This window comes from bacterium, assembly GCA_023150945.1.
Lineage (GTDB): Bacteria > Zhuqueibacterota > Zhuqueibacteria > Zhuqueibacterales > Zhuqueibacteraceae > Coneutiohabitans.
The window spans coordinates 736028-755196 of sequence record JAKLJX010000001.1 but is presented as its reverse complement, the minus strand read 5'-3'; the positions used below and the strand labels follow the sequence as shown (position 1 = coordinate 755196).

The 19169-nt window shown below is 56.1% G+C and carries 8 protein-coding genes; all 8 read right to left on the bottom strand.

The window, feature by feature from the left end; genetic code table 11:
- Window positions 1-65 precede the first annotated feature (65 nt).
- The 8 genes from L6R21_02805 to L6R21_02770 all read right to left on the bottom strand — a co-directional run bounded on the left by L6R21_02805 (window position 66) and on the right by L6R21_02770 (window position 19070).
- Complete coding sequence (locus tag L6R21_02805; protein ID MCK6558105.1) at window positions 66-1385, bottom strand: extracellular solute-binding protein; 1320 nt, start codon at window positions 1383-1385, stop codon at window positions 66-68.
- Window positions 1386-1506: 121 nt separating this feature from the next.
- Window positions 1507-4686 (bottom strand): T9SS type A sorting domain-containing protein, encoded by a 3180-nt coding sequence (locus tag L6R21_02800; protein ID MCK6558104.1) that lies wholly within the window; start codon window positions 4684-4686, stop codon window positions 1507-1509.
- 144 nt (window positions 4687-4830) lie between these two features.
- Window positions 4831-6471, bottom strand: a complete 1641-nt coding sequence (locus L6R21_02795) for a peptidyl-prolyl cis-trans isomerase (protein ID MCK6558103.1) — start codon at window positions 6469-6471, stop codon at window positions 4831-4833.
- 49 nt (window positions 6472-6520) lie between these two features.
- Window positions 6521-7552 carry a PorV/PorQ family protein gene (locus L6R21_02790; GenBank protein MCK6558102.1) on the bottom strand — a complete coding sequence of 344 codons (1032 nt, stop codon included), beginning with the start codon at window positions 7550-7552 and terminating at the stop codon, window positions 6521-6523.
- 178 nt (window positions 7553-7730) lie between these two features.
- Entirely contained in the window at window positions 7731-10874 is a 3144-nt protein-coding gene (locus L6R21_02785) for a hypothetical protein (GenBank protein ID MCK6558101.1), read from the bottom strand.
- A 303-nt stretch (window positions 10875-11177) separates the two neighbouring features.
- A complete protein-coding gene (locus L6R21_02780) occupies window positions 11178-12446 on the bottom strand; it encodes an IS701 family transposase (GenBank protein MCK6558100.1) in 1269 nt (422 codons plus the stop codon).
- A 231-nt stretch (window positions 12447-12677) separates the two neighbouring features.
- Window positions 12678-15389 carry a TonB-dependent receptor gene (locus L6R21_02775; GenBank protein ID MCK6558099.1) on the bottom strand — a complete coding sequence of 904 codons (2712 nt, stop codon included), beginning with the start codon at window positions 15387-15389 and terminating at the stop codon, window positions 12678-12680.
- Window positions 15390-15533: 144 nt separating this feature from the next.
- The gene (locus L6R21_02770; GenBank protein MCK6558098.1) at window positions 15534-19070 is read right to left on the bottom strand and encodes a carbohydrate binding domain-containing protein; all 3537 of its coding nucleotides are present in this window, start codon (window positions 19068-19070) and stop codon (window positions 15534-15536) included.
- Window positions 19071-19169 lie beyond the last annotated feature (99 nt).

The following is a 19169-nucleotide window of genomic DNA, read 5'->3' as shown; positions in this document are numbered from 1 at the left end:
TCTTGAAAAAGTTGGAAATTGTTCAACCAACAAAACGTTTTGCCCCTGAGGGGCGACTACGAACCTCATTCCAAAATCAACCTCACGCGCTTTGCCGCATCCCGCACGGCCGCTTCCGGCGATTTAGCGGCATACACCACGGCGGCCTCGTATTCCTGTGAGATCGCATCGAAGACTTCTTTCATCACCGGCGATTGATCGATGCCGCGCACATACTCGGCTTGCTGCGCGAAGGCAACCATGCGCGGATTCTTGGCGAAATAATCGGCGAAAAGCGAATCGCCCAGCATGTTCTTGCGCAGCGGCAATTGGCTCGCGGCTTTCAGTAGGCGCAAATCGTTGCGGCGCGAAACCATGAATTTGACAAATTCCCAAGCGGCTTGCGGTTGCCGGCAGGTTGAAAAGATGACGATGTTTTTCAAATCGCCGTACGTGTAAACCGGCCCAAGGTGACCGTCCGGCACCGGCATCGGCGCGAAGTTGTATTCGAATCCTTCGGGTTTGAATTTCTCGGCATGGGCAATTTCCCACGGGCCGGTGAAGCGCGTCGCAGCTTTCCCCAAAAGAAAAAAATCACCGGTGGCGGTCATTTTTTGCTTGGGAAAATAATTCTCGCGATAAACGGTTTGCAGAAAATTCATGGTCGCGACGGCGCTGGCATTCTCAAACAATACGCTGTCGCCGGATATCAACGTGTTCCCGCCGCTGGCGGCAAGATACAATGGATAAAAATCAAAGAAGCGTTGCCACCATAGAACGCGTATGTCAATGATGCCCATCCAGCAGGACAACTCTTTTCTCAACTTTGCCGCAGCCGCAAGAAACTCCGAGTAAGTCGCCGGCGCTTTATCAAACCCCGCTTGCCGGAGCAGCTTGACGTTGTACATCATCATGATGGGATTCGTCTTCCATGGCATCTGATAGAGCTTGCCGTCGCGCGAACGGGATTGCGCCACAACGTCGGCAGCGCAACGCGAGTTGAGCACACTGTCGCAATCTGCAAATTGGTCGAGATTGATGAGCGCTTTGGCGCGCACATAAAATTCAACGTCACCGGGCCAGGTGTTGGAATAAATGTCGGGCGTGGTGCGACCGGCGATGGCCGCGAGAATCACTTCCTCACTGGACTGGCCCTCCGGAATCGGTTGATGATGGACACGCATCGCGGGATGTTTTTCGTTCCACTCTTTCACCACCGCGCGCGCCACTTCTTGCTCATAGGGATTGTTGGCGGACCAATAGAGCAACTCCGGGCGGCTGTAAACTTTCTCGCTGCGGCAGCCGCTCGCAAAGAGGGTAGCGAGAAGTCCTAAAACACTCACGAACCAAAGGTAGTGGACAAATATTTTTCGGTTGATTCTTTTCAATCGTGTCAGCGACTGCATTTGCAGAAATTCCGTCAGAAAGAAATGACCGGTAAACCTCAACGTTGTTGCCCAGGAATCTTTTTCAATATCAAGTATGGTACTTGTGCGAAAAAGGATTCTTCCAGAATGACAGCAATGATTATTTCAACATTATTAGCTTGCGTCTCTCAACGAACTCTCCTGCCTTCATCTCATACACGTAGATGCCGGAAGTGACATACCGGCCGTGACCATTTTTTCCATCCCACTGCACCGAATAATCGCCTGCCGGTTTTTGCTGATCAGCGAGCAACCGCACTTCGTGCCCAAGTAAATCATAGATTTTGATGGTGACATGTCCGGCGTGGCGGAGTTGATAACGAATCGTCGTTTGCGCGTTAAACGGATTGGGGTAATTTTGCCGCAAAGCATTTTCGAAAGGCACTGCATTCTGTTGCCGGCTATCAACAGCAGTGCCTAGATCATACAAATTTTCGATCTCCGCGACGGAGAGCGCGTAGTTGTAAATGCGAACGTCGTCAATCACACCTTTGAAATTATAATTCCGATTGTTGGGCAGAACTTGCCCGATCATCAAATCAATCGTGGTTTGCAGGAGGGCGCCGGACCAGGAAGAGAAAGCATCCAGCTCGCCGTTCACGTAGATCTCGAAATCGGAGCCGCTGTAGAGAGCGGTGAGGTTGTACCACTTGTCCACAACAAATTTGGTTTTCGAATCCAAATCTTTGATACCGGCATTGACGGAATGATTGGTTTTCACCGTCCAGCGGCCGCCGCCGTTCGTGATCGAAACCTTCCAGCGGTTTTCCCAATTGCCATGTGAGATGGGATAAGCCTCGCGATCATAAAATTGCCCGATCTTCATCCAAAAGCTGATGGTAAGGGCTTGCTGGAAATTGAGAACGGGCTGATTTGGAATTCGAACATAGTCATCCACGCCGTCAAAAGCGTACGCACGATTAGCTTGGCCAAAACGATCAGCGACAAGCAGCGCGCCGGCAACCGTGCCATTGTTGCCGTTGCCGCTTGCATCATTGGCATTGCCGTTGAATGGATAGAAGGCAACGAGATCACCAGTCTGAGTTTTCGAGAAATCACGAACACGCACGCCGATGCTATCAACCGCCTGACCACCGCGGCTATCTTCGATCTTGCAGACAATGAAATAATCACCTTCGCTTATCGGCGCTGTCCAAGTGACAATCGAATCGCTGCCAGTCAACGTGCCGCTTGCCACCAGCCAGGAATAGGATAAGGTATCGCCATCGGGATCATTCGCGGTGCAGGTCAATTCTGTCGTTGCGCCCAAATCGATCTTGCCGGGACGGGCGGTCAACGCAGCAATGCTCGGGGCGTGATTGATTGCGGCCAGGACTTCGAGTTGCACTATCGCCGAGTCGCGGCCGCCGTGGCCATCATGCACGAAACACTGAACGGTGTAATTTCCCTGCGAAGCCGGCGCCGTCCAGTCAATCTGTGCGCCCGTGCCGGTGATCGTTCCGCCGGTTGCTTGCCACGTGTAGGATAATTCTTCCGCGTTTCGATCAGTCGCCGTGCAATAGATCGTCGTACTTTCGCCGAGGAGTAGCTGCGACTTTTTCGCGGCCAGGCCTTTGATGCGCGGCGGATAATTTGATACAGCGTGGCCGGAGCGATAATCGACAACGACACCATCGACGAACATTTTGTCGAGATCGTAGGTCACTTCGCCACCGGCCGGGGTAATTGCGACCAAGACTGCGGCATTGGCAGGAATTGAAATCGCGGCTTTTCCGCTCACGCCAGTTTGCAGAAAACTGTTACTGACAGCATCATAAAGATCATGTTGACCGCTGCCAACTTCAATCTCAACGGATTTCTCTGCCTCATAGGGATTGAAATAGAGAAACGTGGGATACGCGTTGCCATGAAAATGGTCGGTTTCCAAAACATTCAGTTGCAAAATCTTTTCGATATTGGTCGTGGCGATGATGCCGCCCAGGATGCCCACATGCGATGACCCATACAACGCCAGATTCGTCCTTCCCCATCCGCCGCTGATGGCATCGCCGGTGGCGTACGGGCTGGCGCCAAATGCAGATTCGCGCAAGGCTTCATGTGCGATATAGGAGTTGGGATCGTATTGCTGCGACCATTCTTCGCTGTCCTGGTTTTGATTGGGCAAATATTTGGGATAAAACAGCCGCGCCGCATTGGCTGCATTCAGCACCCACTTGCCGAGGGCGCGGGCGAAGCGGTCATCATAACGCACGAGCGGAACCAGCGCGCCGATGTGCTCGAAGGTGTTCATCGCAAACGCATAGCCGTTACTGCCCACTTCACCGATCAAGCCGTGGCAGTCGTAGCCGCCCCAATTCTCGACGATGGCGCCCCATTGCCGCAGCGGCCCGATTTCGAAACACCAGTTGAGCATTTTGGCAATGTCGTACGTTGTTCCGAGTTCGGCATTCATGCGCGCAGCGGTGTAGACGCCGTAGGGCAGTTGCAGTTCATAAGAGGGATTTGAATTCCAATTGCTCAAGAATTCCATGGCCCATTCGGCGCCGTGGCGATACTTCAAATTGCCGGTTTCAACATAAGCATTATACAACAGCCAAGCGATCGCGCCGGCAGCTTCCGGTTCGGGCACGCCGGCCGTGTGCGGCGTCATGGTGGCAAGATACCAGCCGCGATAATTCATGTTCGGAACATTCCACGGCGTGGCGCGGCCACCCATCTTCTCAACAGCCTGCAACCACTGATTGGCAACAGAAGTGAATTGAAAGGCAAAATCGCCGTTGTTGGGATACCGGTCGTAGAGCTGATAGAAAAAAACATTGGGCATGGTGGCGTACCACCAATCATCGCCGCTTTGCGTCACCGGATGATTGAGGTAGACATTCTCCTCCGGCCGCCGGTTGAAAAACTCCTCGCACAGCAACACCCAATTCTGGCTATTTTGCTGGCTCTTGTCGATTCCCACCAGACTGGCGCTGATGACCGCCGGCAGCGCATTAATGGCCTCAGCGGAGTTGGGCGCCGTGGTGCCGACCACCGTGTGCAATCCAAAGCTGATATGGTTGGGATAGTTCACGGTGTTGGTGCGCCACCAAATGAGCGGCAGATACTGGCCGGCGAGGTCGAAATCGAAGACCAGCGAGTCATACCCCAGCGCCACTTGCTTCCAATTGCGCATGTCATAGGGCGCCGGCAGATTCGGCATCATCTCGATGCGATTGATGGCGATTTGCTGCGCCGCGCTGGTGGTGAACAGCAAAAATGCCGCAGCGATGGCAAATACAATTCGTGCCGGCAGCAGCGATTTTGTTGGGCTGAGCATTGACAAATTGAAATGCGGTTCCTCATTTGAGGTTATTCAGAAGGAATCCCTTTTCAATACAGCGTTGCGCGCAATTCGAAAAAGGATGCTTACAGCATGACATTTCCCTGATGTCTTCGTCGCTGTTCGAAATCCATCCGGAAATCATTCCCACAGCTTCCAATCAAAATCAATCGTCGGAGTTGCGGGACGAGGGAAGGTGCCGCCCTTCTTCGCGGTGATCAGGTCAAAGGCTTTCAGGTCCGGCGCCGCCTCGATGGGTAGAGCCTCCAGCGCTGCGCGATTGACCTGCACCGGGTATTTATTCTTCAACACGTTGACGGCGCGAAATAGATTTCTTGCCAATGCCTCAGCATAACAATCCTGGCGCACCTGGTCCGTCACTTTCTCATACGGCAGGGTCATTCCGGTTTGATCACGATATTGCCGCAGCTTCTGTTGATAGAAATGCTTCGCCTGTTCCTCGGTGAGGCGAATCGCGTCGAGCATTTCCTGCTTCATTCTGGCGTAAACCAGTTTTTCCTCCCACCATTGCTTTTGCCTTCGAACCGTTAGCCGCTCTTGCAATCCTCGTTGCCGCGCCCGGTCGATGAGCAGCTTGTCCCGCACGCTGCGCCAGACCATTTGCTTTAGCGATGCAAAGAAGCGCTGTGGCGAATCGCTGTCGAATCGGATGTAAGCGCGGCGCGCTTGATACCAAGTCCAGAAATCACCCAGCAGCAGGTTGTCGTTCTGCAAACGGACCAAAGTCTGATTGCGGTAACGTTCCATGTCGAGCGAGTCGAGGGGGCCGGCTTCGGACATCAACTTTCCGGTCAAATTCCAATCTTGGTATTTTTCAGGTGAAAGAACGGTTTTGCCAACAAGCGCGCGCAGGATATTGAAAGTTCGCCGGTTAATGATAGGATTCTGATTTCGCATGAGGTCATTGACATAACGGTCAGAAAGCGCATCAGCCTGCCGCTGGCGCAGCGCGCGCAGCACAGCTTGTTTCAGTTCCGCATGTTCCGTTTGCGTCATGATGGCATTCGTCCATTTGTTCGTGACTTTGACGAGATAGAACCCATCCGGCGCTGCGATCGGCGGTGAGACCTTGCCGTACGACAGCGTGTCGACGACCTGCGCCATTTCCGGATTCGAGTCCTCCAGGCGAAATCGTGTGGTCGCAAGGGAGCGATTTCCGATTTGTACGGAATCATTGAGTTGTTGCTGGAAAAGCGTATCAAACGGCGCGCCCTGCGAGAGTTGGGCGAGATACTTTGCGAGGTCAGCGCGGCCCGCAGCAAACAGCCACTTCAATTCGAGGTGAATGCGTTCCTTGTCGATCGCTTGAACGAGCTCCTTCTCGTCGATCACGACCTGGCTCAGGATGTCATCACGATAAAGCTCCTCGGTGGCGAGATCGCCCTCGATTTCTGTGAGCATCGTCGCGACTTCCTGGTCTTTCGCAAAACCGAGCGCATAGCCGTCCAACGCCAGCAGTTTTTCATTGATCATGAAATCAAGATAGCGCTCAACCGGCTTGCCATGTTTCTTGACGAAAGCCGGGCCGAATTCATAGCTCAATAGAAATTCTTCGGCGGTAATATCGAGATTGCCGACGCGCGCAATGACGACAGTGTCCATGCCGGCGGGCAGCAGCGGCGCATGCTTCGAATTGCCATTCTGGTGTTCGCCTTCAGTCGCGGCAAAAACATTCAGCGCAGCGCCGGCAGCGATAAAGACTGTCGCGCCGAGGGTGGCAAGAGACAGGCGGCAGCGTAAGCCTTGGCGAAGTGTCGTCATTTTCGTTCTCATTTCTTCTGCAGACTGGCGGTCTGCGCTACCTTTCCACTCAAAACTCCACCGCCACCGAAAAACGTTGCTCATTTTCCAAACGGCCGAAATCAGCGTAGGCGTAGTCGAATTTCCAGCGTACGTTGCCGAGAAACCGCATGGCGGCGCCGCCGCCAATCGTGAACGTTTGCTCGCCGTCGCGCAGGAACAAATCGCGATAGCCGCCGCGCAGGAAGAATCTCTCCTGCAGGGCATATTCGCCGCCCAGATTCACGCTCTCGGTGTTGTCGCTCGGATGCAGCGCATCGCCGGCAAGGGTCAGGCGATGCTGTCCGCTCTGCAAAATCTCCATCGCCACACCGAATTGAAAATTCAACGGCAGCGCCCAACTCTGCGTTTCGATATGGGAGGGGACGCGCTCATTGTTGCCGCTGATGGTGGGATCAAGATCATAGAAGACCAGCAAATCCTTGCCGGTCATGCGCATGTCGGTGCCGAAGTTCGACAGCGTGGCGCCGATACGCAGGCCGCGAAAGCCGGTGACGAAGAGCGTGCCCAAGTCGAGCGCGAACCCCGAGGCGCTTTCATGCCAGATGCGCTGGTTGATGTATTTTGCATTGCATCCGATGGTGAAACGATCGGTGAGACGGCGGCTGTAAGTGAGGCTGATCGCCAGATCCGCCGCGGAGAACAATTCGCCGGTTCCTTCCGGGCGCTCGATGGTGCGCACGAGCATGTCGCCCATCGTCAGGGAGGTGAGGCTGCCGCCCAGCGTGCCAAATTCGCCGAGCGGCAAAACCACGCCGGCGAAATTGAAATCGGTTTCAGCAAGCCAGCGCGTATGCACGAGCAACAGCTCCGAGTGCTCGAGCCGCGCCAGTCCGGCCGGATTCCAATACAGCGCGCTGGCATCATTGGCGGTGGCAACGAAAGCGCCGCCCATACCGAGGGCACGCGATCCCACGCCGATGGTCAGAAACGGCGCTGCCGTGATGCCGACTTTGGAGACATTGGTTTCGCTTTGGGCGAAAGCTGAAGAGAAACTCATCAGCAGTACCAATGCAGATGATGAGAAAATGAATCGCTTCATTGCTTTGCTCTTATTGGTCAATGATGGCTTTGCGGATGCTTGTGTGAGCTACTCTTACTCTTACTCTTACTCTTACTCTTACTCCTACTCTTACTTTTACTCCTACTCCTACTCATACTCGCTTTTGACGATTTTTAGCAGCGAGTAGGAGTAAGAGTAGGAGTTTGAGCATGAGCATTCATTTAATCACCGCAAACTTTCCAATCTGCGTTCCAATCGTTGGTGCGTCGATGTGATAAACGTAGACGCCGTACGCGATGTTCATTCCATCTTTGGAAACCAAATCCCACGCCTCGGCGCCGTTTTCCGCAGGCGCGTCATGTTCAATGGTATCGACCAAATAACCGCGCATGGTGTAAATTCGAATCGTGCATTTTGCCGGCAGGTTGATAAAATAGATCCGGCGCTCACCGCGGCCGAATTGGAACGGATTGCGCGGTTCCCACGAGGCCGCGCCCACGTAGGGATTGGGCACTACGGCAATATCCGACAGGGCATTCCTGGCAAGCTGCGGTTCAACCCGTGCGCCGGCTACTTTGAACTCAAAGGACTCACCGTTGCGGAATGGCTTGCTGACCACCATGCGATAGAGGTCGCCGGGCTGCGGCGGCTTGGCATTGCCATTGGGCGGATTGAAGAAGATCGCCCAGGCCGACCGGAAACGCGAACCTTGCGGCCGCTGGCCGAGCGTCAGGCCGGTGACAATCGTCACCGAATCCCCCGGCGTGAATTGCTTGTCGTTGTCACGATCACCAAAGAGAAAATCCATTTGCCGGTCTTCGGTAAGATTCCAGATCTTGAAATTCACCGGAATGCGTTGCTGGCCAAAGAGCAGAGCTTCGGAAGTATCGACAATGCTGTCATAAAAGCGCAGCTCGAAATCCGCGGGATAGGCGACATAGCGGCCAATGAGACTACGGTTGGCGCCGATGCGCACGCCGTAGTTGCTCGCGCCGACCAGCCACCCTGTCTCAGCCTCCAAGACCTGCACTTGCACGTCGTTGAAAAGGAAATTGACGAAGCCCTCCGTCACCGGGGTGGTGGCGCGGCCCTCGAGAATGGCCGCATTCTTGACGAGAGTGTCGCCGGTCGTGAGGTTGAGCAGAGAATATCTCGGCGCCGGATCAATGGCGAAGGCGGAAGTATCGCTGAACACGAAACGGTAACTGTTGCCGTTCTTGATGCGACCGGCATCCAGCATTTGCACTTCGAGGGTGCCGGTGCCGGGCCCGTGATGAACAATCTCGCCGTCGATGCGCGGGTCGAGGTAACCGGCGGCCGGCGCTTGCGGCGTGACGATCGCGGTGTTGATGTCCGTACTCTGCACGACACCGGCCACGCTCACCTTGATGACGCTGGGCGCTTCCGAAGGCGAGATGCCGGAAATCTCACCGGTGGCGGTGGTATCAACCAGGCCGCGATCATAAGGCACGACGGCATAGTAGTAGGTTTGCCCGTTCTTGACATTGCGGTCAATATAGAAATGCTGCAAACCGGTGTCCTCGCCGAGATTGAATTTGATGCCTTCGACGTCGATGGGATGCAAACCGCGGATGCCGTTCTTCAAATCAAATTTGGCAAGCGGCTCGCGATAGCGCTTTTTGCCGTAGCTGTCGGTGATGGTCTGTACTTCGAGGAATTCGGGATCGGTCGCGCGGTAAATGTTGTAGCCTTCAAAATCGAAATCCTGCAAGAAGGGATCATACGAGCGCTCGGCTTTGTCATCCCAATACAGCACGACTTTGCGGTCGCCGGCAATGGCAGTGAGCTGCGGTTTGTCCGGCGGTTTCGCAAAGCGGTAATCGGCATTGTAGATTTGCTGGACGGTCTTCTTGGTGCGCGCCAGGTCATTGATGTCTTCGGCAAACAACAACGACATGGAATAGAATTGGGTATCGCTGGCTTTCAATTCAAAAGGACCGGACGAGAAGAACATGCCGAGGTTGGTGTTCTGCACCAGCTTGTCCCGCGGGGGCAGGGCCGCGCGCAGCCCGTTCCAATAGGCCTCATCGTTTTCCATCTTGTATTCGTGCAGCACGAAAACATTGAAGCCGGTGAGGCCGATTTGATCGCTCTCATCCTTGTCGGTAAAATCAAAATCCGGTTCGCCGGCGGTCGGGATACCGTCGGCCTCGCCGAAGTCCGGGCCGGGGTAATTGGCATCAAAAGGCCCGAGACCATCGGCGCCAACGTCGTCGCGCAACGGCTCGCCTTGCTCCCACACGCCATTGTTGTTCAAATCCTCAAAGGGATCCCAATCGATATTCTCGTCGCCGGACCAATGCGGCCGCAGTTGGTGCTCGGGATAGAATTTTTGGAACGCTTGCACATCGGCGACACCATAAGGAAATTGATCCAGAAAAACACCGGGACCGCTGTCGCGGCGCTCGTTGAGCAGGCCGTCATTGTCATTATCGCGGCCATCGCGGAAAATTCCCGGGCTTTCGAGAAAGGCGAAGCCGCCGACGCCGACCGGCGACCAGTTGCCGGGGCTGCCGTAACCGTTGCCGTCGAAGGCCCAGGCAATGTCGAGATCATCGTCATAGCTGCCGCCGTCATCCGCGGAGTCATCGGTGCCGCCGATGCCCCAATCGATGTGAAAAGCGAAATAGGTACTGTCGTAATCCGTCTTGCCTTCGTTGGTGATAAAGTAAATCGCAAAGATGACGTCCTGCGCCAGCACTTGATTCCATTGAAACATGCGCGAGGCCACTTCGAGGCCGAGGCCGCGACGGCTGGAATCGCTCGGATCCGGATAGAAAAGGAACTCCTCGTCGGGATCGTCATCGAAGACGACGTAGGATTCGAGATCAGCGTTGGTCACGCCTTTGCCGAAGAAACCGTTCCAAAACCCGGCCCAGTCCAACGGCTTGTCCGGCCAGCGCGAAGGCCAGGTACGTGGATCGTTGCTGATCGCCGGCGCATTGGCAGGATTCGTTCTGGGATTGTCATTGAAGTATCCCGGCAGCGGCGCAAAACCCCAGGGAATCTGCTCCGGCGAAACGTCCATGTCTTCGCGATAGCGCGTCACTACCGAATGGCGCCGCCGCCCCTGCGCATCGACAATGGGCGCGGCTACCACGAGGGCGACGCCATCGACGTAAGAATGACCCGAACCTTTCGGCCATTCGCCGGAAGGTTGATTCGGCCAGTCCGCAATCTCGCCGTGATTCCAGAAAATGGTGCGGCTGAGATTGCCGTCCATGATGCCCTTGCGGGTGTTTTTCAATTGCCCGACATTGGGATCGGGCTGGCGCTGGGCGAAGGCGGCGGCAGCCAAAACGAAAAGGAAGATGGTTGTGCGTTTCGTTGGGATCTGCATAGATATCCTCGAACAAGATAAACTGAAGCCGGATACTGCTCCGAATCATTCATCCCTTGAGGGGCATACGTGTGAAGCCAAGACGAGGTCCAGAACTTTGTCCCGTAAAGACATTTGACAATAGCCCAGAAATTCCATTGCTGGGAAATGGGTTGACAGCGTCTCCGAAGTCTCGTGAGCGACGATTGAAAAACAACGACTGCATTGTTGGCACCGCGCCATTTTCACTCGTCCCTACGGGACGGAATTTCAATCGACCTTTGCAAACATCTCGTTGGTTTAACTTGACTATGTCACATTAGCTCAAGACGAATTTGCGCGATTCACATGTGCTTGCCTGGCGTCAAATCGTTGTTGATGCTTTCGTCGGATGATTGCAATCAGATCCTTTTCCGTGATTTTACGCTTGGGCAAAATCTCTTGGAGAATCTCACGCGCATCCTGGACCGTTATCATTGGGGCCTTGTCTTTCAGGCTCATTTGGAGTTCGAGCAAGAACAGCATGGTGAGTAAAGTCAAAGTCATATGATGGTGCCAACCGCGCCAGCCGCGAAGCTCATACTCATCCAAGCCTGCTTCACTTTTGGCGTTTTGCAGTGCCCGCTCAACCCAATAGCGGGTACACAGCATTTGGGCCAGGCGCATGAGAGAAGCGTCCTTTGAAGCATTGCAGAACGCGTAGCTGATGTCGTTGGGATCGAGCAAATCGCGACGGGCAATCAACCACAAGTCCGCGTCGGGTTGATTGTTGTCGATCACCGACCAAATTCGCCACGCGGCGAAATCGGCGATCAGTTCACCACGTTCGGTGTCACGAACCTTCAGGCGTTGCCAAGCCGCAGGATGATCTTTGACGAACTTTTCGACGGTCAGCGGGTGAATATCCGGACGCGCTCGGCGCGGCCGCGGACCTTGGCGGTGGCGTCGGCGAGGAATTCGCATGATCGGTTCGCGGGCAAAAATCCTGCGCGTTTTGGGGATTTCGGCCATATAAATCAAGCCCTCGCCGGCCAGGGCATGACGCAACCACGGTTGCTCGCCATAATGCGCATCCATGCTCACAAAACCAAAAACAAGGCCATTGGCATGCGCCCGACGAATCATCTCCCAACCCAATTGGGCTTTGGTTTGAAAGGTGATGTCCGGTGGAATACCAGCCTTGTCGCGACGCGCCTGATCTTGGACCCACGCTTTGGGCAGATACAAACGACGATCAATCAAGGTCGCGCCCAAGTTGGGGTTGGCATAGACGAGAAAAACGCCGATCTGACAGTTGTCGACCTTGCCCAAAGCACCCGAGTATTGCCGCGCAACACCGACGGAGTGCGCTCCCTCTTTGGGAATGCCACTTTCGTCCAGGACGAGCGCCCCATGGGTTGGATCGCCAAGCAAAGCCGCAACATCATGCTGTAATTGCACAATGGCGGGATCATCATCCCACGGGGAATTCGAAACCACATGCTGCAGGGATTGCTTATTGGAGTTCGGTACTTTCAAGGTAAACTGCTCAAGGTTTCGGCGTACCGTGGTTTGAATTTGGCCGGCCATATACTGCATGGCCTGCTCACTCATGGATCGTGTCCGAGTTCGAAAAAATCTTGAAAAATGTCGATGAAATCTGAGAAAATGCTTGTTGACCCGACGTAGATCTGACACCCGCAAGCGAAATGAGCGCATCGCATAGCCTTTTGGATAAAGGCAGCGAGCTACTGGCGGCTCTAGTTGATGCGATAAAGATTCAAGAAAGTCAAATGAAATGTGACATAGTCAAGTTAACACGCATGCTGATACAGGGGAAATTCTTCAAAACTCCACCGTAACCCCTGCGATCACCTGCCGCGGCTCCGAATAGAAATCCGGACGCGTGAAATACTCGCCGATGGTATTCAGCCCGAACACCGTGCCGCTGGTCAACGCCGAGAGCGAATAGTTGGCGCGGCCGGTGTCCCCGAAGACTTGCAGTTCGTTCTTGCGGTCGAACAGATTGTACACCCGCACGAAAACATTGGTCTGCACTCGCGCCCAACGCAGGTTTTTGTAGGCATACAAATCGAAATTGATGAAGTTCGGCCGGCGCTCACTGTTTTCCACGCCGGTGCGCACGTTCTGCGCCGTCGGCGTGTAGGGCAAGCCGCTGCCGAATTTGCCGATGAGGCCAAGCGACTGGCGCGCGGGATCACCGGCGGTGAGCGTGACGTTCAGACTGTGGGTGCGATCCCACTCCAGCGGCACCAGTTCCTTGTTGGGCTCACGATTGGCCTGCACGTCGAAATAGGCGGAATTTGGATCACTGGCATTGCCTTTGGCAATCTGAAAGGTGTAGTCGATGGTCGCCGCCAGGCTTTGGAAGCGGCGCTTTTCGAACGAAACGGTGAAGCCGCGCACGTTGCCGTAGTCGCGATTGAGGTAACGCGCATAACGAATGCCGTTCACCGTGTACAGAATCTCCGTGCCGAGCAGGTTGCGGATGTCTTTGGAGTAGGCAGTGAGATCGAGCGCGAATTCATCGCCGAGCTGTTGCTGCAGGCCGATTTCGTAAATCGCCGTGCGCTGCGGTTTGATATTGGCGTTGCCGATCACGTTGGGGGTGCGCTCCGGCGGCGGCGTGCTGCCATAGTATTGCGTCGGATAAATTTCAAACTCGGGATTCGAATAGAGAAACTCGAAATTCGGAATCTGGAAGAAATGGCCGTAAGAAATGTGAATCACCCCGCGGTCGGTGATGGGATAGGCCAAACCGAAGCGCGGGCTGAGCTGGCTGGTGTTGCCGGACTTTAGCAGGCTCGCAAGATTGGGCACACCGAAATCATCCGGCACGCGGCCGCTGGAATTGAAATAGTCGAAGCGCAAACCGGCGTTGACGATGAGATATTCGAATTCCATCTTGTCCTGCACATACGCGGAGATTTCGTAAGGCCGGCGCAGGTACATGTCGCTGTTGCTGACGTTGTTGGTCTCCTCCGGCACCTGCGGCTTGAAGCCGGTATCGCGATTCAGGCGAATTTCAAAGGCGCGCAGCCACAAGCGATGCCGCCGCGCTTCCAGCCCCATCTTCAAGAGATGTTGATTGGTCGCCTGCCAGGTCAAATCCATCTTGCCGACGTTCGTGCGGGTGTTGCGATAGAAATGCCACATCTGCTCGCCGCCGGTGCGAAAGGCATTGCCGCTGGCCGCATTCAGCAACTCGGGATTGACATATGCCGGATCGCGCGGATTCTCGTGCACGAACTGCTGGTAGTTGGTGTTGAACGCCGAGCCTTTGATCTGCAAAAACGTGCGGCTGTTGAAGACTTTGGTCAGGGCCAGGGCATTGCTCCAGGCCCGCTGCTCGCGCTGGAAATTGCCGTCGGGGTTGAAACGAAAGCTGTGGTCATATTCGCGAAAGTCGCGATTCTGCAGCAGGCCTTCATAGTCGATTTTCAAATCGGCCTGGAGCTGATAAACCAGTTTCAATTGCCCGGTCAGGCGTTGGTTGGGATTCATCGCCACATAATCGGCGCTCGCTTTCAAGCTGTCGGCCAGACGTTGCAAGTCGGTCTCCGAAGCAAAACGATAGCCGCGGCCGCGCGCTTCGATGTACCAGTCGCGCGCAGAAGTGGTGGGAAAATTCGAGGAATCCGCGGGCAGAAAAACCCGGCGGCCGTAAAGCGCACCTTCGTTGTGATAATATCGCGTCGAGGCAAAAAAGGTGAGTTTGTTGCCGAGTCCCGGCACTGGCCCGGAAAGACTGCCTTCGAAATTGTAAATGGGATTAAAGGCATCGACATTCCAGAAGATGTCGTCGTGCGTGCTGACATAGTCACCGACATAACTGGAAATACTGCCGTGAAATTTCTCCCCGCCTTCCTTGGTGACGACGTTGACCACGCCGCTCATCGCTTGACCGTACTCGGCATTGAAGGTGCCGCTGATGACTTCCAGCTCCTGAATGGCGTTGTTTTCCACCTGCAGCGCAAACCCGCCGGAGTAGACGTCATTGACCGGAATGCCGTTGATGAGATAGGCCACCTCACCGGTGCGGCCGCCGCGAAAATGGCCTTCGACCACGCCCGCCTGCAGATTCACCACATCGGAAAGATTGTCCACCGGCAACTGCGCAATGGTCTCCGCGCCCACGGTGTTCGAAGTGGAGGTGAGATCCTTTTGAACCAGCGGCCGCTGGGCCACCACCGTGACGGTCTGCCCCAGCTCGAGCACGGTTTCGGAGAGTTGAAAATCGAGCGGCGTGGTGAGATCGATCGAAACACGGACGTTTTCGTAGGCCATTTCCTGATAGCCGATCAGCGAGGCGCGGACGGTGTAGATGCCCGGCGGCACCTGCAGAATGATGAATCTCCCTTCAATATCGGTGACCGCGCCCAGGCGCGTACCGGTCACGACAATGTTGACGCCCAACAGGGGCTCGCCGCTTTTCTGATCCGTCACTTTGCCGGCAATCTTTCCGGTGGTGCCGGCAAAGGCCGCCACGGCTGCCAGCAACACGACTGAAACAAGCAGGCGGTTGAGATATTGCATGATCGCCTCGATGACTTGGAGGGTTGGACGCTGGGATTGCCGGAATTCTGCCGCCTTGGCACAGCAGGATTGACGGACGGTTGAGGCGAAGCTCCGACCATCCGTCAATCGCAACAATCCGCTTATCCGTCTAATTCGGCACAACTACCTCATGAGCACCATGCGCCGCGTGAGCTTGGCCTCCGCAGTGCGCAGTTGATAGAAATAGATGCCGCTGGCAAGTGACTGGCCGTGATCATTGCGGCCGTCCCACACGATCTCGTGCTTGCCGGCAGGCTGGTTCGCCTCCACCAGCGTGCGCACTTTCTGGCCGAGCGTGTTGAAAATCGCGAGGGTGACATGCGCCTGCTGCGGCAGCGCGTACACGATGCGTGTCTCAGGATTGAACGGGTTGGGATAGTTCTGCGCGAGCGCATAGGAGGCCGGCAATTCCCGGCCGTTCTGCACGCGCGTCACCTGCCCTTCGACCACAGCGAAATCGTCGAAATAGACCTGGCCGGTGGCCTGGTGCTGCAGGCGGCCGCGAATCGACATGCGATTGGCCTCCGCCGGCGTGGTCAACGTGAAGGTATACAGCGACCAGTCTTTATCGGTGACCGATTGATCGACGACAAAGAAATCCTGGCCGCTCACTTCCGCCCAGCCCGCCTCGGCTTTGTGATAGGTAACGGTGAAGAAAATTGCCTTCTCCACGTCGAACGGCACGTTGGTGTTAACGCCCACGGTCTTCACCCAGGCCGAGACTTGATAAACGCGATTGCCCTGCACGCCATTGCGATTGCCGATGAGCACGACTTCGTCGGCGTTGGCGGCCTCGTCGGAAACCAGCAGCGAATGGTCGCCGGTGTGCGCATAGTCGCGGCTGATGCTCACCACGCCTTTGCCGGCCACGCCTTCACTCATCTGGCCCTTCCAGAAGAACCAGCCTTCGGGCGTGCCGAAATTGCCATTGAACAGATCACCCAACCAGCCTTGCGCACCGGGCGCATTGCGCATGAAGAGGTCGTCGAGCCAAACCGTGCCGGTGGCATTGGCGCCGAACTTGAAGGTGACGACCAGCGAGTCGGCGTCGGTCGGCAAAACCACGGGCGCAGCGTTCTTGATTTCCGTCCAATCGGTGGTGGCCTGCGCTTGCGGCACTTTGAGCACGACGGGCTGGCCGAAGATCAGCGCGCCGTTCTTGTCATAGAAGGAATAAAGCAACTGAATCTCGCCGCTGGCGCCTGCGGGATTGACGTTGACGTTCTCCGTCTTCACCCAGCCGCCGATTTCCATTTCGATGTTGGGCGGCGTGCCGGTCAACGGGTTCCAATTCAGTTTCGCCATGTTGGCGCGCGTCTGCCACATGGGCTCGCTGCCGCCGCTGGCTTTGCTGATCTTCAACGAGCGTTGCGGCGAGCGGGCTTGATCGGTGGCCCACTCGACCGTGGCGCCGTCGGTGTTCATCTTCATCCAGTAGGCCGGCACCTCCGCCTCATCGAAGCTCAAATTGGCATTCGGCGTGACGATGGGCACGACCTGGAATTCATCCCAGTAGGTGTCGCCCGTGGCTTGATGCTGCAAGCGGGCGCGAATCGAGAGGCGATATTCATCCGCGCGGGTTTTCAACCGGAAGGAGTATTGCGTCCAATCGCGATCCGCCGTGGTTTGATCGACGACGAAGAGATCCTCGCCGCGCTTCTCATCCCAGCCGGTGGGGCTGTTGCCGTGATAAGTGACGGTGAAAAAGATCGCCTTCTCCACGTCGCGCGGCGGCGGATTGAGCACGGTGCCCACCCGCTTCACGCGCGCGGTGACCAAATACTCGGTGTTCGGCTGCACCGGGTTGCGGTCGGAAATCGCAACGACTTCATCCGGATTGCTGGCGTCGTCGCTCACACGCAGCGAGTAGCGGCCGCTGTAGGCGTATTGATCCGTGAGGCTGACGATGCCTTTGCCGGCCACGCCCTCGCTCATCTGGCCTTTCCAGAAGAACCAGCCTTCGGGCACGCCCAGATTGGCGTTGAACAAATCGCCCAGCCAGCCCTGCGCGCCGGGCGCATTGCGCATGAACACGTCATCAAGATAGGCCGTGCCGCTGGCGTTCGGCCCCATTTGAAATTCGATCACCATCGAATCGGCCTCAACCGGCAAGACGACGGCGGAGCTGTTCTTGATTTCCGTCCAATCGCTCGCCGCCTGCGTCTGCGGCACGTTCAAGATCACGGGCTGGCCAAAGATCAAATTGTGCGCGGCATCGAAGAATTTGAAGCGGAGTTGAATCCTCGCCGCTTCGCTGGCAGGATTGGTGTTGACGTTTTCCGTCTTCACCCAACCACCGATCTCCATCTCGATGTTGGCGGGCACACCCGTGGCGGGATTCCAATTCACTTTCGCCACCTGCCGCGCCAGCCAGATCGGATCCGCGCTGCTGCCGGCGTTCTTGCTGAGCATCAGACTGCGTTCGGCGGAGCGATAGACTTTGCCGGTCCACACGGCCTGGCCGTCGCCGTTGTTGAATCCCTCCCAATAAGCCGGGCGCGTGGATTCATCGAGCGTGAGGTTTTTCCTGGCCACTTCCACCGGGTACATGCGAAAATCATCCCAGTAGGTTTTGCCAGTGGCCTGGTGTTGCAAGCGCGCGCGCACCGAAACGCGCGTCGCTTCAATCGGCGGCGTAAAAGTGAAAGAATAGAGCATCCAGTCGCGATCGTGGGCAGACTGATCGACGACAAAGAAATCCTGGCCGGCGACTTCCGCCCAGCCTTCGGCATCGGTGTGATAGGTGAGCGTGAAGAACACCGCCTTTTCGACATCGAACGGCTCGTTGGTGTTGACGCCTTCCAGCTTGATCCAGGCGGAAAGGCCATAAGAGCGGCCGGGCTCGATGGGATTGCGATCGGAGATCGCCACCACTTCATCCGGATTGGTGCCATCGTCTTCCACCAGCAAGGAATAACTGCCGGAGTGCGCGGCAGCGCTGGTGATGGTGACCACGCCCTTGCCGGCCACGCCTTCACTCATCTGGCCCTTCCAGAAGAACCAGTTGGCGGGCACGCCGAAGTTGCCGTTGTAAAGATCTCCGAGCCAGCCCTGGGCACCGGGCGCATTGCGCATGAAGATGTCGTCGAGCCAAACCGTGCCGGTGGCATTGGCGCCGAACTTGAATTGCACCACCAGGCGGGCGGCATCGACCGGCAGCACCACGGCGGTGCTGTTCTTGATCTCGGTCCAATCGGTGGTGGCCTGGGCTTGCGGCACGTCCAGCACCACCGGTTGGCCGAAGATCACGGCCTCGCTGGCATCAAAGAACCAAAACGACAGCGTGATTTTGGCGTCCGCGCCGGCAGGATTGACGTTGACGCCCGAGGTTTTCACCCACCCGCCGATTTCCATTTCGATGTTGGCCGGTATGCCGGTGACCGGATTCCAATTCAACTTGGCGAGATTGTCGGATTCCCACATGGGCGTGTCAACGCCGCTGCTCTTGCTGATCTTCAGCGAGCGCTGCGGCGAGCGGTACACGTCGCCCGCCCATTCCACGGTGGCGGCGCCGGCATTGGCCTTGTGCCAATGAGCCGGCGCCTCGGCGTTTTCAAAACCGCCGTTGGGAATCGTGTTGATCTGGCTGCTCGCCCCTCCCGCGCCCATCAAACAAAGCGCGAGAGTCAGCGCCAGCAAGACGCGTAATCGAAACTGCATGGAACACCTCCCTTGGCTTGGGGTTGAACTGTAGGTTCCTGAATGACCTGAGCGATCTTACGCTTACTCTAACTCTTACTCCTACTCTTAATCCTACTC